The sequence below is a fragment of the Nocardia sp. NPDC047648 genome (assembly GCF_040642815.1).
In the GTDB taxonomy this organism is placed as follows: domain Bacteria; phylum Actinomycetota; class Actinomycetes; order Mycobacteriales; family Mycobacteriaceae; genus Nocardia; species Nocardia gamkensis.
Genome location: NZ_JBEYSX010000003.1, coordinates 478,325 through 494,832 on the forward strand (window position 1 = coordinate 478,325; position 16,508 = coordinate 494,832).

The window sequence follows — 16,508 nt, forward strand, 5'->3', positions numbered from 1 at the left end:
TCTCACATCAGTGTCAAGTTTTACCGTACTACCATGACGAACACAGCGGCACCCGCTCTCTTCCAGCCCGCGGCCATCGGCTCCCTCGCACTGCCGAACCGCCTCGTGATGGCACCGATGACCCGCAACCGCGCCGCGTCCGACGGCACGCCGTCCCCGCTCATGGCGACCTACTACACACAGCGCGCGAGCGCGGGCCTGATCATCGCCGAGGCGACCACGCCGAACCGGGTCGGGCAGACCTACGCCGACATCCCCGGGATCTATACCGAGCGACACATCGCGGGCTGGCGCGCGGTGACCGGCGCTGTCGCGGCCGCGGGCGGGCGCATGTTCCTGCAACTCCAGCACGGCGGCCGCGTCGGTCATCCGGACAACAGCGGGCTGTCGCCGATCGCGCCCTCGCCGATCGCGCTGCCCGAACCGATTCACACACCCAGCGGCGCGCAAGATGCCGTTGTCCCGCTGGAGATGTCCACCGCCGACATCGAGACCACCATCGCCGATTTCGTGTCCGCTGCCCGCAACGCCATCGCGGCCGGATTCGCGGGTGTGGAGATTCACAGCGCGAACGGGTATCTGCTGCACCAATTCCTGGCACAGAACACCAATCAGCGCACCGACTCCTACGGCGGGTCCGTGGCCAACCGCATCCGTTTCACCCGTGCAGTGGTCGAAGCGGTCGCGGACGCGATCGGTGCCGAGCGCGTCGGTGTGCGAATCTCTCCCGGAGTCTCGGTCAACGGCATCGACGAGGGCGACACCGACGATATCTATCCCGCGTTGGTCTCGGCACTGGCGGAAAGCGGCCTCGCCTATTTGCATTACGTCTTCGCCGACCCCGATCAGCCACTGTTCCAGCGGATTCGGTCGCTGTGGCCGGGCACCTTGATCGCCAACCCGAACCTGGGCTGGGGCGTTCCCCTGCCCGAGGACGGCGGCGGGCAAGCCGCGCGGCGCCTGCTCGCCGGCGGCGCCGACCTGATCTCCCTGGGCCGTTCCTTCCTGGCCAACCCCGACCTGGTCGAGCGATTCCGCGCGGGAGCGCCGCTGAACCCGGTCCGCGACGCGCACCTCATGTACGTGGGCGGCGCGGAGGGCTACACCGACTACCCGGCGCTGGCCATGGCGCCCGCGACCCACTGACCCGGCCGCTCAGCGACCCATCAACCGCCGCCACTGCGCGATGAACGGATGCTTCGCGGTGACCGATCCGAATCGCAGTTTGCCGTGCACCACCAGATGCAGCGGGCCGATCGGCGGGCCGGTGCGGACCTTGTTGTTCACGCTGGAACCGATCAGCTCCAGACCGTTCAGGTCGACGGTGGCCTCCGCGGGCACGATCAGGTTGATCGAGCCGAAGAAGTCGTCGACACGCAGTTCGACCACTTGGGTCGACATGATCGCCGCGGTGAAGTCCAAGGTGACCCCGGACAGCCAGTTGTTCAGATGCAGCGTGGGCGGCACCTGCCACGAGCCGCGGCGGTTCACCCCGGACAATCGCGAACGGATCACGTTGCCCGTGGCATTCGAGCCGGGGGCCTGCCTGGCGAACGGGGGCGAGGTGTTCACGAACGTCGACGGCGCCGCGGCGGGCTGCCCGACCAGGCGCACACCCGGCAGATCGATGAGGACGGCGTTCAACTCGCCGCGCGTCCTGGCGGCCAGAGCCGTGTCCATCCGTTCGGTGAACTCGCCGAGCGAGAGCATGCCGAGGCCGACGGCGCGCTGCAACAGTTGACCGACGTGTTCCCGCTCGGCGTCCGACACGCGCAGTTCCCGGTCGCCCACCGCGCCGCCGGAGCCGACCGCCTTCGATACCGATTCGGGCCCACCCATGGGATCGAGGTTACCGAGCGCGCGACCACCTCCGCATCAGGGCGATCCCTGATTCGGAGGGCGCCGTTGGCCTACTCGAGCCCCTGTTCGATGGCGTAGCGGGTCAACTCGACCCGGTTCGCCAACTGCAATTTGCGCAGCGTCGCCTGCACGTGGTTCTCCACGGTGCGATGGCTCAGTCCCAGCCGCGTCGCTATCTGCTTGGCGGACAACCCCTTCGCCACCATCCGCAGCACCTCGGTCTCTCGCTCGGTGAGCGCGGGCCGGTGTGGCTCGTCCGGTTGCGCCGGCGCGGTCGCCATCCGCCGGTATTCGCCGAGCACCAGCCCGGCCAGCCCGGGAGTGAACACCGCTTGACCGGCCGCGGTGGCGCGCACCGCGTCGACGAGCTCGGCCGCCGACGCGCTTTTGACCAGGTAGCCCGAGGCGCCCGCCTTGATCGCGTCGAGTACGTCGTCGCGCTCGGCCGAGGCCGAGAGCACCAGCACCCGGCTCTGCGGGGACACCCGTAGCACCTCGGCGGTGGCCTGCGCCCCGTTGCCGTCGGGCAGCTGCATGTCCATCAGCACCACGTCCGGGCGCACCGCGGCGGCGCGCCTGCCAGCGGCGGCGACACCGTCGGCCGTGGCCGTCACCTGGAAGCCCGCCTCGGTGAGATCACGGGAGACGCCGTCGCGCCACATCGGGTGGTCGTCCACCACCATCACCGAAATGGACTCGGCCGCCTGGTCCGTCATCCGCGCCTCCCGTCGTCGCTCATCTGGGCACCCGGAATTCCCATTCGGTGCCGAACCCGACCCCGCCGTCGATCTCGGTGAGCAGGTCCGCGCTGCCGCCGAGTGCCGCGATCCGGCCGACGATCGATCGGGAGACCCCCATGCGCCCTTCGGCTTCCGCCTCGGCCAGCCGGCCCGGCGGGATGCCGACGCCATCGTCGCGCACACTGATCACCAGTTCGTCGCCGGTGTCCTCCAGTAGGACATATGCTCTCGCATCCGGCCCCGCGTGCAGCTCCACATTGGACAGCGCCGTGGCCACGGCCGAGGCGATCTCGTTCGCCATCCAGCGGCCGACCCGCACCGGCTCGCCGGGCGTGGACACCGACACCGCGGGGGTGGATTGCGCGGTCAGCAGGGGCCGCAGGTCGACCTCGGCGCCCCCCGCGTCCCGGTGATCGGCCTGCTCGGTGATCAGCACGCGCAGCGCCACCTCCTGCTCACCGGCTCGCAACGCCAATTCCTCCGTGGGCCCGCCGATCTCGCTGCCGCGGCGCTTGATGTAACTGAGTACTTGCAACACCCCGTCGTGCACCTCGCGGGAGAGCCGTTCGCGCTCCTCGGCCGCCGCGGTCAGCCGCACCGCTTGTTCCAGCTGGTCCTGGGCGCGGCGGGCGGTGTTGGCGGCCAAACCGAGCGCCAGACCCACCGAGACGAGCACCGGCACCGTCGCGTCCGTCCACACGTCCTCACCCCACTGGTCGCGCACCGTCAGTGCCACCGCGGCGATCAGCGCTCCGGACAGCACACCGGCGAACGGGCCGCGCAGGATCGCCGCCCCGATCACGGCGTTGGTCGCCCACAGCGTGGTCGGCAGCGTCTGATGTCCGTGATACCAGCCGTAATCGGCGACCAGGCGAGTGGCGGCCATCAACCCGATCACGACAACGTGGTCGCCGATCACCACCCAGATACGCAGCCTGGCCACCTCGGGAAAATGCCACTGCGACAACATGATCGCCGAAGCACCCGACCACACCGCCATCAGGGCGACGAGCACCCAGCTCAACCGCTGATTCGTGTAGTACGGCACCGAGGCGATCTGCTGTCCGACCGCGTAGAGCAGCGTGACCAGCCGCAGCGCCTGCGCGGCCCGCCACAGCGGTGTGGTCGCCACGTCGGCCGAGCGCAGCTCAGGCCTGCGCCGGGCCGTCGCCGGCTTGCGCGCCGTCATCGGATTCCACCTTTTGCTGCGCCGCCTTCATCGCCTCCGCCCGCTTCCGGGTCGCCTCCATCAGCGTCGCGGCCACGTCGAACCGGTCGGGATCGGGGTGATCGGGTTCGGCTTGATACAGCCCGCGATGGTCGTCGCCGGTCTGAAGTTCCTCGTACAACTCCTCCGGTCCTTCGAGCAACGACCGGATCGCGGTGTTCATCACCGCGACGAACGGCACCGCGAGCAAACCGCCCGCGATCCCGCCGATCACCACGCCCGCCGTGATCGCCAGCACCACGGCCAGCGGATGGATGCTCACCGCCCGTCCGAGCAGCAGCGGTTGCAGCACGTGACCCTCGAGCTGCATCACCGCGATGATGATGCCGAGCACGATCAGCGCGGTAACCAGACCTTTGGTCACCAACGCGATGAACACGGCGATGAACCCGGCCAGGAAAGCGCCGATGATCGGGATGAACGCGCCGATGAACACCAGCGAGGCCAGCGGGAGCGCCAAGGGCACCCCGAGAATGGCCAGTCCGGCGCCGATGCCGATGGCGTCCACCGCGGCGACCACGACGGTCGCGCGGACGAATCCGACCAGCGTGCCGAACCCGAGCCGCCCGGCGGTGCGGACCCGCTCGCGGTGGTCGGTCGGCACGATCCTGGTGACGAATTCCCAGATCTGATCGCCGCCGTAGAGGAAGAAGATGAGGATGAACAGCGTCAGGAAGGTACCGGTCAGCAACTCGCCGATCACGGTGGCGGTGGTGAGCGCACCGCTGGTCAGGCTGTCCTGATTGGACTGGATCGCCTTGACGGCGGCGTCGCCCACGTTGCGGATCTGCTCGTTGCTCAGGTGCAGCCTGCCGTTGATCAGCCAGTCCTGGATCTGGTGGATGCTGTCGGTGAACTTGTTCGACAGCTCCGGCACACCGGCGACGAACTGTTCGACGACGAAGGTCATGATGCCCGCGACCACACCGATCGACCCGACCAGCGCCACGAAGACGCCCACCGCGCGCGGCACGCCCAAGCGCTGCATCCAGTCCACCAGCGGTGCGAGCAGCGCCGCCGCCAGCAGTCCGATGGCGAGCGGAATCACCACGGTCGCCAGTTTCTGCACGATCGCCGCCGCCGCGATCGCCAGCGCGAACAGCACCAGCAGCCGCCAGCCCCACTCCGCCGACACCCGGACGATCGGGTGCACCGTCTCCGCGGCGTTCCGTGACAGCGTGATTTTCCGCTCTGGACTTGGCTTCGGGTCGGTCACCTCCGTGAGCCTAATGTCTGCTGCCGGACGTAGTCCGTCTCGAGCCGGCGCATGGCCGGAGCGAAGGCGGAGGTACGCCTAACCGGCCCGGCCACACCCTGTCCGCGATCACCGCCGCCGCGACCGCCGCGCAGCGCCGCGGACATGCCGACATGATCGAAACGCTAGATTGGACCCCGTGTCGGCGCCTCTGGAAGCGGTCAAACAGACCATGCGAACGCGCTGGCCGCTGTACCTGACATCGATGCTGCTGGCGAACGCTTTCGGCGCGGTTCTGGTGTGGGCGTTCATCCAGTACGGGCTACCCGTCCCCGAGGGCGAGCCCTCCGGCGCCAGGCGCACCGGCCTGCTGATCCCCGGTGTGGTCTTCGTGGCGGGCGGCCTGCTCAGCATGGCCGCCTCCGCGTTGATGCTGCGCCCGGTGATGCGCTGGCAGATGCGCGGCGGGCCGCCGAGCCGCCAAGAGCAGATGGCCGCGCTGCACGCACCGCTGCGCCAGGCGATCCTGCATCTGGCGCTATGGCTGATCGGCGGCGCGGTGCTGGCCACGCTGATCATCAAGGACACTCCCGCGCTGGCGGGCGCGGTCATCATCACCGAGTGCATGGCCGCGACCATCGTGTTCGGTTTCACCTACATGCTGGGCGAACGCATTCTGCGCCCGGTCGCGGCCCAGGCGCTGACCGAGGGCACCTTCGACCACACCCTGACCCCGGGCGTCGGCACCAGGATGGCGATGACCTGGGGCATGGGCACCTTCGCGCCCACCATCGCGATCGTGCTGCTGTGCGTCACCCAGATCTCCTCGGAGGTGAAGTTCTCCGCGCAGTCGCTCGCCATCTCCATCCTGCTGCTGTGCGGCGTGGTGATCATGCAGGCGCTCGCGCTGTCCATGCTCACCGGCTCGAGCATCTCCGACCCGGTGCGCCAGCTCAGCCAGGCCATCGACCGGGTGCAGGCCGGGGCGCGCGACGTGCAGGTCGAGGTCTTCGACGGCAGTGAGATCGGGCTGCTACAGGTGGGCTTCAACCGGATGATGGAGGAGGCCGCCAAGCGTCGCCAGCTCCAGGAGCTGTTCGGTCAGCACGTCGGCGAGGAGGTGGCGCAGCGGGCGCTGGACTACGGCACCGAACTCGGCGGCGAGACCCGCTTCGTCGCGGTGCTGTTCGTCGACATGGTCGGCTCCACCGCCGCCGCCGCCGAGCGGCCGCCCACCGAGGTGGTGAGCCTGCTCAACGAGTTCTTCCGCATCGTGGTCGACGTGATCCACCGCCATCACGGCTTCGTGAACAAATTCGTCGGCGACGCGGCGCTGGCCATCTTCGGCGCGCCGCTGGACCGCCCGGACGCGCCGACCGCCGCGCTCGCCGCCGCACGCGAACTGCGCGAAACCCTCCGGGAAGTCCCCGGCCTCGACATCGGTATCGGTGTCTCGGCCGGCCTGGCCGTCGCGGGGAACATCGGCGCGGCCAACCGCTTCGAGTACACGGTGATCGGAGATCCGGTCAACGAGGCATCCCGGCTCACCGAGCTGGCCAAAGAACGTCCCGGCCGAACGCTGGCCTCGGGTAGCGCGCTGTATTTCGCCGAGGAAAGCGAGCAGGACCAGTGGGAAACCGGCGACGAGGTGCAGCTGCGCGGCAGACGCAGGAAAACGCTGCTGGCCTGGCCCCGAGAACAGGCCGACGCGCCCGACGCTACCGATGCCGAAACGGCGCGTTCGTTAGGCTGACCGCGTGACGGCCGACGGGGAACTGGCAGGGGATCCTGCGCCGCCGCCCACGGCGGGCTCCCGCCGTGGCAGATTCCGCTGGCTGAAGTGGGTGCTCGGCGCCGCCCTGCTGGCCCTCCTGATCGCCGAGGGCGTGTACCTCTGGCCGCGCCTGCACGAGTCCTGGCGCAAGCTCACCGAGATCCACTGGGGTTGGCTGGCCGCCTCGATCTGGCTTCAGGCCGTGTCCATGAGCGGCTTCGCCCGGGTGCAGAAGCAGCTGCTCAACGCGGGCGGCGTCGCGGTGAGTCAGCGGAAATCCGTCGCGGTGGTCTACGGTGCGACGGCGATGTCGGTGACCTTGCCCGCGGGCCAGGTGTTCTCCACCGCGTTCACCTACCGGCAGACCAGGCGGTGGGGCGCCAGTCCGATCGTCGCCTCGTGGCAGCTGGTGTTCTCCGGCGTGGTCGCGGCAGTGGGCCTGGCGCTGCTCGGGGTCGGCGGCACGCTGCTGTCCGGCGGGCGAGTGGGTCCGCTCAACCTGATCCTCTCGCTGGCCGCCGTCGTCGCGCTGGTGTGGGCGGGCAATCACATATCGCGCGATCCCGGTTCGCTCGAGGCGCTGGCACGCAGACTGCTCGCACTGGTCAACCGGGTGCGCAAACGGCCACCGGGGCAGGGGGCGGACAAGATCGCGGACGTGCTCGGCCAACTGGAATCGGTTGACCTCGGCAAGCGCGACGGCCTCTTGGTAGCGCTCTGGGCGCTGATGCACCGCTTCGCCGACGTGGCCTGCCTCGGTGCGGCCTGTTACGCGGTGGGCGCCGATCCGCGCATCGCCGGTCTGTTGCTCGCCTTCGCCGTGGGCAAGGCCGTGGGGTCCATCCCGTTCGCGCCGGGCGGCATCGTCTACGTCGACGCGACGCTGATCTACGGTCTCACCGCCGCCGCGGGCCTGCCCGCCGCGCAGGCGGTCGCCGCGGCGTTCGTCTATCGGATGGTGAGTTTCGTCCTGGTCGCGATCGTCGGCTGGATCGTGTTCGGGTTCCTGTTCCGCACCAGGGAGGCCGACGACGACGAGTTCGAGAAGGAATTCGAGCAGCGGCGGCTGTGACGGATCAGCCCGCGCGCTGGTCTTCGGAAGCCCCGTTACGCTGGCCCGCGTGAGGAAACTGCTGCCCTTCGTGGTCGATGCGCTGCTCGTCGTCGTCTTCTGCGCCATCGGCAGGCGCAGCCACGACGAGGCGGTGCTCACCGGCCTGCTGCGCACCGTATGGCCGTTCGCGACGGGTCTGATCGCGGGCTGGCTCGTCGTCGTGGCGCTCAGGTGGCGCGCCGCCGCGGGCGACATCACCGCCCTGTGGCCGGCCGGTGTCGTGATCTGGGCTTGCACCCTGATCGGGGGCATGCTGCTGCGCGTGGTCGGTGGTCAGGGCACGGCGGTCAGCTTCGTGCTGGTGGCCGGCGTGGTGCTCGCGGTGTTCCTGCTCGGCTGGCGCGCGGTGTACAAAGCCGTGCGCTGATCACGGCTCCGGCGTCGCCAGTGCCTGCAACATCCTGGCCGCCATCCGAGCGGTGGCGTCCTTGCTGTCCACATCGTTGATATGGACGGCGAAGACCAGATCGCCCATCGCCCCGATCAGCCACCCGTCCGGACCCGCGGTCGCGGCGAACGCGTCGACGTCTCGGTAGCGGCGCACGCCGGCCAGCTCCGGCGCGTTGGTGGCGTCGCGCAGCATGGCGCGCAGCCGGTCGGCGGTCTGCGGCGGCAGCGGGTCGAGCGGGGCATCGGTGGTGCTCGGGCGGCCTGCCTCGATCATCGGCGGCGGCACCGCTCCGCGCACGATCGCGGCCGCGGCGATGGCCATGCCGAACGGGCTGGCCAGCACGGCGTCCGAACCGCCGCCTTGCAGTACCTGCTCGGCGCTGCGTCCCGCGACGGCCAGACGGCCGGTCACCTCGTCGAGGCCGGGCACCTTGAAGTCGATGCCGACGCCGAGCGCGGTCGCCGCCTCTGCCGCGTCCTGTACCGAGACGTCCTGTGGCGCCTTCCCCTTCGCCGAGGCCGCGACGGCCCGGAACAACTCCATATTGCCGCCCACCGGATACAACCCGGTGAATGCCACCGAGCCGTGCTCACTGGCCTGGCTGTTCTGCGCGGCCGCCACCACCGCCCCGGTGGACGGCTGGATCGCCACGATCGAGGCCTGGGTGGCCACGCTGACCACCGCGTCCTCGGCGGCACGCTGCAAACGCTGGTCCATGGTGCCCGCGATGTCCGGTCCCGGCGGACCCTGCTGCCCGGCGAGCTGGGTGATGAACCGTCCGTCCTGTTCGAACAGCTGGACACCCCAGCCGGAATGCGCCTCCTGGCTTTCCTGCTGCACCTTGCGCAGCGCGTCGAGCATCGGCGACCAGACCCGGCGATCGGCGGAGATCAGCCGCGGCTGCTTCTCCAGCACCACGCCGGGAATCGGCGCCATCCGCGGTTCCAGGATCTCGAAGTCACCCTCGCGCAGGTTCACCGCGACGATCGGCTTGCCCTGCGAGGTGGCCAGCTGCTGCATCAGCGACGGACCGGTGATCAGCGGGGCGACCGGCTCGATGGCCTTGGCGAGCGCGTCGGTCGACGCGACCGGGTCGGGCATCTTGCCGGGATCGAGCTTGACCACGTTGATGGTCTGCTCGGTCATCAGCGGCGCGCCCGCGATGTCGTTGACCTTCGGCGGGGGCGTCGGGTAGGTGCGCACCAGCTGCACCGTTCGGTTGTGCGCGAGCTGCGGCATCACGACCGCGGGCTCCCAGGAGATCCGCCAGCCGATGGCCAGCTTGCGCACATTGCCCTCGAGGCTGTAGTTCCAGGTCTTGCGCTCGCCGAAGTTCCACTCGACGTCCATGCTGAAGATCGCGGACTGCGCGTCCAGACCGATGAACTGGGTCTTTCGGTAGTCGACCTTCGCGCCCTGCAACCCGGTAAACATTTGCTTGAGGGTTGCTGTAGCCGCGGTGGGGTACGACGTCAGGTCTGCCGCCTTGGTGTAGTCCTGATCGTCGAGCAGATCGGTGAAGCGCTCCACGACCGCTTCGGCTTCGTTCTGCTTCTCGTGTATCCCGCACGACCCGATCCCGAGCGCGAGCGCCGCCACCCCCATGAGTGCCATTGCGCCGCGAACACGAAAGCGGCGGGATCCCCACACGTCCATGTCGCCCACTCTTCACTCTTGTCACTCCAGTAACAAGACCACCGTACCCGAAAAAGACCAGACCGCGATGCCTCCGTAGCGAGGACGTTACCCATGCTCAGCATCCCAATTGTGCCCCGGGATCTTGCATCTCGGGGGGCCTTTCATGATCATCGCCCGGCCGCTCGGCGGCAACCGGCGCCGCTACCGTACCGGCCTTCCCGAAAAGTCGCGCGGTTACCCCCGCGGTCGACGTTTCGAATCAATAAATACCCCGAAAGGTGCGGAACGAAGCAATCGGACCCTCGTTCGCGTACAGCGGAACGCCGATCGGACGATTGCGACGTAATCTTGTAATCAATGAAAGCACCGCAAAAAAGTAAGTAGGTGACTCGTCATGAGAAACGCACACCGCGGCCGGGGTTTCGGGCGAACGGGCGGCTGGCAGCAGGCCGACCTGCCGGACCCGTCGGACGTGCCCGATTGGTTCGCCGGAAGATTGCCGAGTGAGTGGTTCACCGGCCCACCGGTGATCGAGGTCGATCGGGACGAGATCGTCGTCATCGGCGAGCTGGCGATCCCGCAGCCGGAGAAGGCACCGGAGACCGACGACGCCGACACCCCGGCCGAAGAAGTGCCGCGCGCGACCAAAGAGGGCGCGGTCGCCCGGTTCCGCGAGTCGACCCGCCCCGCCCGCATGCAGATCGCGAACGAGGCGCAGCACCGCTACCGGCGCAATGTGGCCTGGGGCGTGTCGGTGGACGGGGAACGGATCATGTTCACCCATCTGGCCGTGCCCGTCATGACCCGGCTGCGCCAGCCGGAGCGCAAGGTACTCGACACGCTGGTCGACGCGGGTGTCGCCCGTTCCCGCGCCGACGCGCTGGCCTGGACGGTGAAGCTGGCGGGCCAGCACGCGGAGGCGTGGCTGGAGGAACTGCGCGAAGCCATGCGCAAGGTCGACGACCTGCGCTCGGAAGGTCCGCAGGGGTTGTAGCCGGTCGGGTCCGGTCCGAACGGCGTGGTCCGGCGCGGTATCTTGCCGTGCATGGCTGTGACCGCGACGCCGGGCCCGATCCTGGTTCTGAACGGCCCGAACCTCAACATGCTCGGCACCAGGCAACCCGAGGTGTACGGGTCGGCCACGCTCGCGGACGTCGTGGAGTTGTGCGGGCGGACCGCGGCGAGATTCGACCGGGAGATCGTCGCCTTCCAGTCCAACTCCGAAGGCGCCCTCATCGATCGCATCCACCAGGCGCGCGGCGCCGAGTCGGGCATCGTGATCAATCCCGGTGGACTCACCCACACCTCGGTGGCGCTACGGGACGCGCTGGTGATTCCGGAACTCCCCATCGTCGAGGTGCACATCAGCAATGTGCACGCGCGTGAGGAGTTCCGGCACCACTCCTATATCTCTCCCATCGCGACCGCGGTGGTCGCGGGGATGGGCATCCAGGGTTACGCCGCCGCCATCGAATTCCTGGCCCGTTCGGCCTGAACTCACCGCAGCTGGAAAACCGGAAACCCCGGCGCGATGGCGGCGAGTTCCTCGTCGGTGGCGTCCTTGGTCACGCCCTCGAAGAACCTGCCGACCTCCCAGCCCCACTTCCGCAGGTAGAGGCGCAGCAGCGGCACCTTGTCGGCATCGGCCACCTCGGTGGCGGTGAACGTCTCCACCTTGCGGCCGAGCCGCAACTCGCCCCCACCCGCCACACGCAGGTTGCGCACCCACTGCGTGTGCCCGCGCGGCGCGACGAGGAAGCGCTCACCGTCCTCCCGCACCATCAGGTTGACCATCGTGGTGCGCCATTCCCCACTCTTGCGTCCGCGCACCGCGAGCAGTCGCGACCCCATCACACTGATGCCGAGCTTGGGCAGCAGGTTGGCGAACCGGTTGAAGATCGGGTCGAATCCGGCGGGGCCGAGGTAGCGGGTGCTGAGGTCCATGACTACTCCTTGTTGTGAGCACTGCTCTCTATAGAGAGAAGTGTTCCACGGAGTACGCCGCAAAGTCAAGAGCACTGCTCTCCATGGCTTCCCGCCCACCCACTCCGCATGTCTGGGCGTGCGGGAAACGTCTCTGCGAGGCGGGGTGTACGAGGTCAGGCGTCGCCGCGGAGGAGGGCGTAGGTGGAGATCGGGTTGCCCGCCTGCTCGCTCGCGGCTACGGCCTTGCGCCAGAGGCCCTGGGCGGTGTGCGAGAGGACGGCGTCGACGCCGACTTCCTCGCTCGCGTCGATGATGTGCTGTGCGCCCGCGACCATCATCTTCAGACTGGCCAGCGAGGCCCAGCCGCCGTTCTGGTTGGCGACCGAGAACTCCTCCATGAAGTACGGGAACGCGGCGGCCGAGCGGATCGCGAACGGGACGAACGCGGCGATGTCGTGGCCGGAGCGATCGATCATCGCGGTGGCCTGGTCGAAGGCCAGCAGCCAGGGATGGAAGATGGTCAGGAGTCCCTGGTAGAAGACCTGCGCGAGGCCGTCGTCCGCGCCGAGGTATTCCTGCGGGCTCAACGGGCGCAGCAACTCGGCGTGCGCGTCGAACACCTCACGCGGGCCGCTGTAGAAGATGTAGGACGCCGGGTGCGTGATGTTGTCCCCCGCCGACATGACGCCGCCGGAGATGAATCGGGCGCCGTGCGAGCGAACCCACTGCGCGCCCTCGCGCGCCTTCTCCGGCGAATCGGAGGACAGGTTCGCGATCACCTTGCCTTTCAGGTGGCCGGTCGCCTGGCCCAGCACGTCGTACATGGCCGCGTAGTGGGTGAGGCTGAGCACGGTGACCTCGTTCGCGTCGAGCGCGTCGGCGACGGTCGCGGCGCGCTTCGCGCCGAGTTCGACCATGGCGTCGACCTTTTCGGGGCTGCGGTTCCACACCGTCACCTCGACGCCCGCGTCCAGGAAGGCCCGGACCATCGCCTGCCCCATCGGCCCGAGGCCGACGACGGAGACTGCGTGGGCGGTGGTCTGCTCGGACATGATGTGTCCCTTCGGTTCTCGTCGGTTACTTGCTTCGGCGCCGGGATTCATGGTCGTTCCCGCAGGTAGAGTCGGGAAGACCGAACGTCGAGGTGCGGTTGCTTACCTCGAGGTCCGAAACGAGGTCAGAGGAGCGCGATGGGCATGAGCAGTGACGCGGATCACGAAGTGTGTGGCATGACGGTCGCGATCGATGTCGTCGGCGGCAAGTGGAAGATGCACCTGATGTGGGTGCTCGGCACCGGTCCGCAGCGCTTCGGCCAGATCCGCAGGCTGCTCGACGGGGTCAGCGAGAAGGTTCTCGCCGAGAACCTGCGGCACCTGGAGTCCAGTGGTGTCGTGCACCGGGAGGTCTATCCGGAGGTCCCGCCGCGGGTCGAGTACTCGCTGACGCCGCTCGGCGAGGAGCTGGCCGTCGCGCTGCGTCCGCTCGAGGAGTGGGGCGACCGGCACCGGCACGAGCTGTCCGCGAATCTCCTGGCGTCGGCGAGCTGATCCGACCGAGGTAAGCAGCGGCGTTCCGGCATCGGCGAGCTAATCCAGCCACTCGGCGGCGATCCGCCCGCCGACGCGTTCGAGCAGTGCCGCCGCCTCCGCCATCGAGCGGTCCGGGTCGGGTTCCAGATCGGCTAGCGCGTAGCAGCCCGCGAAGCCCGCGGCCCGGATCTCGTCGGATGCGAGCAGCGTGCGGCCCGCCACGGCGACCACCGGGACGTCCGCCTTACGAGCGGCCGCGCACACGCCGACCGGCGCCTTGCCGTGCAAGCTCTGCCGATCGAGCGATCCCTCACCGGTGACCACGAGCGTGGCGGCGGCGAGCAGGGCGGGAAAATCCAGCAACTCGAGCACGACCTCGATGCCGCTGCGCACCCGCGCGTCCAGCACGGCGAGTGCGCCGAAACCGGTACCGCCCGCCGCGCCCGCGCCGGGAAGCCGCGTGAACTCGGGGCCCACGAGTTCGGCCCAGGTGGTGAGCGCCGATTCGAGGACGTCGAGTTCGGCCGGCCCGGCACCCTTCTGTGGCCCGTAGACCGCGGTCGCGCCCGTCGGCCCGAGCAGCGGATTGTCGACGTCGCAGGCCAGCGTGAAGGTCGCACCGACGACACCGGGATGCAGGCCGGAGCGGTCCAGCCGTGCGGCGTGGCCCAAAGACGCTCCGCTGCGCGGCAATTCCCGTCCGCCGGTATCCAGGATGTGGACGCCGAGGGCCTGCAACATGCCCGCGCCGCCGTCGGTGGAGGCACTGCCGCCGAGGCCGAGCACGATCTCGGTCGCGCCGTGCTCCATGGCATGCGCCAGGACCACGCCGAGCCCATACGTGCTCGCACCCAACGGGTCCGGTCGTCCCCCTGGCAAGGCCGCCAGACCGACCACGGCGGCCAGTTCGACCACAGCGGTCCGGCCGTGCCGGGCATAGGCCGTCCGGCGCGGCACCCCGGTCGGTCCCGGCGCCGTCAACTCCACCCGCGTCCAACCTGCCGCGACGAACGCCTCCACCGTGCCGTCACCCCCGTCGGCGACCGGCACCTGCCGGATCTCGGCATCCGGCGCGCTCCGGCGCAATCCCGCCGCAAGGGCGGCCGCCACCTCCGGCGCGGGCAGCGACCCCTTGAACTTGTCCGGAGCGAGGATCACTCGCGCAGCGGATGTCATCCCCACATTCTCGGACGCCACGGGATCGGACGCACCACGACACTTCCGCCTACGAAGCCCGGTGCGCTCATGAGCATCCGCACAAGAACGCCGCATACCACTGATCCACAGCGCGGATCGCGGAGGAATTCGCCCTCCAAGTGCGCGTCACCCGGCCGACCTCGAGTTCGTGCTGCGATTTCGAGGAGGGATGGTGCGAGTCGGCGAACGCGCTCTGCGGCGAGGTTCAGCTTGCGGGCAGCGGGGCTTGGTCGGCCCGGGTGATGTCGACCTTCCCGGTGCGCAGGTAGGTGAGCACGGCCTCGTCCACCGCCGGATTGCCGCGACCGAACGTGCCGTGGTCGCCGCCGTCCACGACGACCAGCGTGCCGCCCAGCGCCGCGGCCATGGCCGGGCCGCCCTCGTATTTGGTCAGCGCGTCGTGACGGCTCTGCAACACCAGCGGCGGGGTGCGCAGCCCCGCACCGGTGATCGGCACCGGCTTCGTCACGGGTTTCCAGGAACCGCAGGCCATTCCCGAGCGCACCAGGTCGGCGCGCGCGTCCATGGCGTTGCCGCCGGAGGCTATGGTGCCTGCCGCGGCGCCGAGCAGTTCCGGCCTGCCGGGCACGGAGTTCTCGTTGCAGGTGATCGCGCTGAACACGAACCGCCCGGTGGGGTCGGTCGAGGTCGCGCCCTCGATGGCCCGCAGGCGCTGCACGTTCGCCGGATCGGCCGCGGCGTCGGCCATCGCGCGGGCGAAGACCGGCCAGAAGGTGCGGGTATAGGTGGCCACGGTGGTCGCGCCGAGCAACGGCACCTGCGCGGAGACGCCGCCGCTGACCAAGGTGCGCAACAGGTTCTGCAGTTTGCCGAGCTGCTCGACGCTGCCGGTGTAGCCGTCCCTCGCGATCTCGGCCAGCGGCTCGGGCAGCGCGCCGGGCAGGTCGCCGATGCTCGCGGGCGGCGGGGTGAGGTTGGCGTACCAGCCGCCGCCCTGGGCCGCCGCCAACCGGACCCAGTTGCGATAGACCTGCAATGCGGTGTCGCCGAGGTGGTATTCGTCGTCGTGTTCGGCGATCCAGGCGAACAAGTCGTCCAGGCGCTGTTTGCCCGCGACCTGCTGCTGGGCGAACTCCTCGGTCCACACCCAATCCGGGTTGACGTTGGAGTCCAGGACCATCCGGTCCACCCGGTCGCCGAACAGCGCCGCGTACACCGCGCCGAGGTACGTGCCGTAGGACGTGCCCAGGTAACCGATCCGCTCCAGCCCGAGCGCGGCGCGCACGGCGTCGATGTCGCGGGCGGTGTTCTCGGTGGTGATGGCGTCCAGGTAACCGGGCTGCGCCGCGTCACAGGCCTTCTTGATCTCGTCGCGATTGCCGCCGCCGAGCGAGACCTGCCTGCCCTGCTCGTTCTTGGTGCCCGTGCCGCATTCCAGCGGCGTGGCCCAGCGCAGACCGCGCGGCTGAACGGCGATCCGGTCGTAGTGCTCGGCGAGCCCGGCGGGGAATACCTCCACCCGGCGCGCCCAGTAGTCCAGCGCGTCCGCGCCGGGACCGCCGGGGTTGGCGAACAGGACACCTTCCCGCTCGCCCGTGGCGGCGATCCGGCTGACGGTCAGCTCGATCATGGGCCCATCCGGGTCGGCGTAGTTCATCGGCACGCTGACGACGGCGCACCGCACACCCCGATCGGCGGGCACCGCACCCTCCGGACACCGGCCGAAGGCGATTCCCGGCGCGGCGTCCGCGACGCCGGTGACGATCGATCCCCCGAGCAGGCCCGCGGCGACCACGGTGGCCGCGACCCGCGAAACCCGCGGTGTCCTCATCATTTTCGTACCTCCCCGAGCCTGCCCGCTCGCGCGCGACGACGGACCCGACCAAGAGCATTCTGCGCAGGCCCGCCGGGACAGACAAGTCGGTGGCGGGATTCCGCCCGGTCGGGCGTGTGAT

General features: G+C 69.4%; 16 protein-coding genes. 7 read left to right on the plus strand and 9 right to left on the minus strand.

Features of this window, described 5'->3' with window-relative positions:
- Positions 1-33 precede the first annotated feature (33 nt).
- Positions 34-1,146, plus strand: a complete 1,113-nt coding sequence (locus ABZ803_RS10850; RefSeq protein WP_357035208.1) for an alkene reductase — start codon at positions 34-36, stop codon at positions 1,144-1,146.
- Positions 1,147-1,155: 9 nt separating this feature from the next.
- Here the strand turns inward: ABZ803_RS10850 and ABZ803_RS10855 are convergent, their stop codons facing one another.
- From ABZ803_RS10855 to ABZ803_RS10870, 4 genes are all read right to left on the minus strand, one after another.
- Positions 1,156-1,791, minus strand: coding sequence for a DUF1707 domain-containing protein (locus tag ABZ803_RS10855; RefSeq protein WP_357035443.1), 636 nt, complete (start codon positions 1,789-1,791; stop codon positions 1,156-1,158).
- A gap of 119 nt (positions 1,792-1,910) precedes the next feature.
- The gene (locus tag ABZ803_RS10860) at positions 1,911-2,576 is read right to left on the minus strand and encodes a response regulator transcription factor (RefSeq protein ID WP_040871077.1); all 666 of its coding nucleotides are present in this window, start codon (positions 2,574-2,576) and stop codon (positions 1,911-1,913) included.
- A gap of 19 nt (positions 2,577-2,595) precedes the next feature.
- A complete protein-coding gene (locus tag ABZ803_RS10865; protein WP_357035211.1) occupies positions 2,596-3,789 on the minus strand; it encodes a DUF5931 domain-containing protein in 1,194 nt (397 codons plus the stop codon).
- Complete coding sequence (locus tag ABZ803_RS10870; protein WP_357035446.1) at positions 3,749-4,981, minus strand: AI-2E family transporter; 1,233 nt, start codon at positions 4,979-4,981, stop codon at positions 3,749-3,751. Before ABZ803_RS10870 ends, ABZ803_RS10865 begins: the two co-directional genes overlap by 41 nt.
- A gap of 274 nt (positions 4,982-5,255) precedes the next feature.
- Here ABZ803_RS10870 and ABZ803_RS10875 point away from each other — a divergent pair, with 274 nt between their 5' ends.
- Genes ABZ803_RS10875 through ABZ803_RS10885 form a run of 3 tightly spaced genes read left to right on the plus strand, consistent with a single transcriptional unit; the run spans position 5,256 to position 8,278 of the window.
- Positions 5,256-6,776: an adenylate/guanylate cyclase domain-containing protein gene (locus ABZ803_RS10875; protein ID WP_357035449.1), complete on the plus strand. Its 1,521-nt coding sequence runs from the start codon at positions 5,256-5,258 to the stop codon at positions 6,774-6,776.
- Positions 6,777-6,780: 4 nt separating this feature from the next.
- Positions 6,781-7,869, plus strand: coding sequence for a YbhN family protein (locus tag ABZ803_RS10880; RefSeq protein WP_357035214.1), 1,089 nt, complete (start codon positions 6,781-6,783; stop codon positions 7,867-7,869).
- Between the two features lie 49 nt (positions 7,870-7,918).
- Positions 7,919-8,278: a DUF3054 domain-containing protein gene (locus ABZ803_RS10885; protein WP_357035217.1), complete on the plus strand. Its 360-nt coding sequence runs from the start codon at positions 7,919-7,921 to the stop codon at positions 8,276-8,278.
- Here the strand turns inward: ABZ803_RS10885 and ABZ803_RS10890 are convergent, their stop codons facing one another.
- Positions 8,279-9,958, minus strand: a complete 1,680-nt coding sequence (locus ABZ803_RS10890) for an NTF2-like N-terminal transpeptidase domain-containing protein (protein WP_357035220.1) — start codon at positions 9,956-9,958, stop codon at positions 8,279-8,281. It abuts the gene before it with no gap.
- A 376-nt stretch (positions 9,959-10,334) separates the two neighbouring features.
- Between ABZ803_RS10890 and ABZ803_RS10895 the strand changes: the two genes are divergently transcribed.
- Both ABZ803_RS10895 and aroQ read left to right on the plus strand, forming a co-directional pair.
- Positions 10,335-10,934: a hypothetical protein gene (locus ABZ803_RS10895; RefSeq protein ID WP_357035223.1), complete on the plus strand. Its 600-nt coding sequence runs from the start codon at positions 10,335-10,337 to the stop codon at positions 10,932-10,934.
- Between the two features lie 51 nt (positions 10,935-10,985).
- Positions 10,986-11,435 carry a type II 3-dehydroquinate dehydratase gene (aroQ, locus tag ABZ803_RS10900; protein ID WP_357035225.1) on the plus strand — a complete coding sequence of 150 codons (450 nt, stop codon included), beginning with the start codon at positions 10,986-10,988 and terminating at the stop codon, positions 11,433-11,435.
- A gap of 2 nt (positions 11,436-11,437) precedes the next feature.
- Here aroQ and ABZ803_RS10905 read toward each other — a convergent pair whose 3' ends face one another.
- Positions 11,438-11,884, minus strand: a complete 447-nt coding sequence (locus tag ABZ803_RS10905) for a nitroreductase family deazaflavin-dependent oxidoreductase (protein ID WP_357035228.1) — start codon at positions 11,882-11,884, stop codon at positions 11,438-11,440.
- 155 nt (positions 11,885-12,039) lie between these two features.
- Positions 12,040-12,918: an NAD(P)-binding domain-containing protein gene (locus ABZ803_RS10910; protein WP_357035231.1), complete on the minus strand. Its 879-nt coding sequence runs from the start codon at positions 12,916-12,918 to the stop codon at positions 12,040-12,042.
- 138 nt (positions 12,919-13,056) lie between these two features.
- On the opposite strand from ABZ803_RS10910, the gene ABZ803_RS10915 reads away from it, so the two are divergent.
- Complete coding sequence (locus ABZ803_RS10915) at positions 13,057-13,413, plus strand: helix-turn-helix domain-containing protein (protein WP_040871095.1); 357 nt, start codon at positions 13,057-13,059, stop codon at positions 13,411-13,413.
- A 39-nt stretch (positions 13,414-13,452) separates the two neighbouring features.
- Here ABZ803_RS10915 and ABZ803_RS10920 read toward each other — a convergent pair whose 3' ends face one another.
- Complete coding sequence (locus tag ABZ803_RS10920) at positions 13,453-14,571, minus strand: glycerate kinase (RefSeq protein WP_357035234.1); 1,119 nt, start codon at positions 14,569-14,571, stop codon at positions 13,453-13,455.
- A gap of 226 nt (positions 14,572-14,797) precedes the next feature.
- The gene (locus ABZ803_RS10925) at positions 14,798-16,387 is read right to left on the minus strand and encodes an alpha/beta hydrolase (protein WP_357035237.1); all 1,590 of its coding nucleotides are present in this window, start codon (positions 16,385-16,387) and stop codon (positions 14,798-14,800) included.
- Between the last annotated feature and the right edge of the window lie 121 nt (positions 16,388-16,508).

Bases quoted from the DNA above. Each gene is read 5' to 3' on its own strand.
- ABZ803_RS10850 (WP_357035208.1), top strand. From the start codon at position 34: ATGACGAACACAGCGGCACCCGCTCTCTTCCAGCCCGCGGCCATCGGC.
- ABZ803_RS10860 (WP_040871077.1), bottom strand. From the start codon at position 2,576: ATGACGGACCAGGCGGCCGAGTCCATTTCGGTGATGGTGGTGGACGAC.
- ABZ803_RS10865 (WP_357035211.1), bottom strand. From the start codon at position 3,789: ATGACGGCGCGCAAGCCGGCGACGGCCCGGCGCAGGCCTGAGCTGCGC.
- ABZ803_RS10875 (WP_357035449.1), top strand. From the start codon at position 5,256: ATGCGAACGCGCTGGCCGCTGTACCTGACATCGATGCTGCTGGCGAAC.
- ABZ803_RS10890 (WP_357035220.1), bottom strand. From the start codon at position 9,958: ATGGACGTGTGGGGATCCCGCCGCTTTCGTGTTCGCGGCGCAATGGCA.
- ABZ803_RS10895 (WP_357035223.1), top strand. From the start codon at position 10,335: ATGAGAAACGCACACCGCGGCCGGGGTTTCGGGCGAACGGGCGGCTGG.
- aroQ (WP_357035225.1), top strand. From the start codon at position 10,986: ATGGCTGTGACCGCGACGCCGGGCCCGATCCTGGTTCTGAACGGCCCG.
- ABZ803_RS10905 (WP_357035228.1), bottom strand. From the start codon at position 11,884: ATGGACCTCAGCACCCGCTACCTCGGCCCCGCCGGATTCGACCCGATC.
- ABZ803_RS10910 (WP_357035231.1), bottom strand. From the start codon at position 12,918: ATGTCCGAGCAGACCACCGCCCACGCAGTCTCCGTCGTCGGCCTCGGG.
- ABZ803_RS10915 (WP_040871095.1), top strand. From the start codon at position 13,057: ATGGGCATGAGCAGTGACGCGGATCACGAAGTGTGTGGCATGACGGTC.
- ABZ803_RS10920 (WP_357035234.1), bottom strand. From the start codon at position 14,571: ATGACATCCGCTGCGCGAGTGATCCTCGCTCCGGACAAGTTCAAGGGG.
- ABZ803_RS10925 (WP_357035237.1), bottom strand. From the start codon at position 16,387: ATGATGAGGACACCGCGGGTTTCGCGGGTCGCGGCCACCGTGGTCGCC.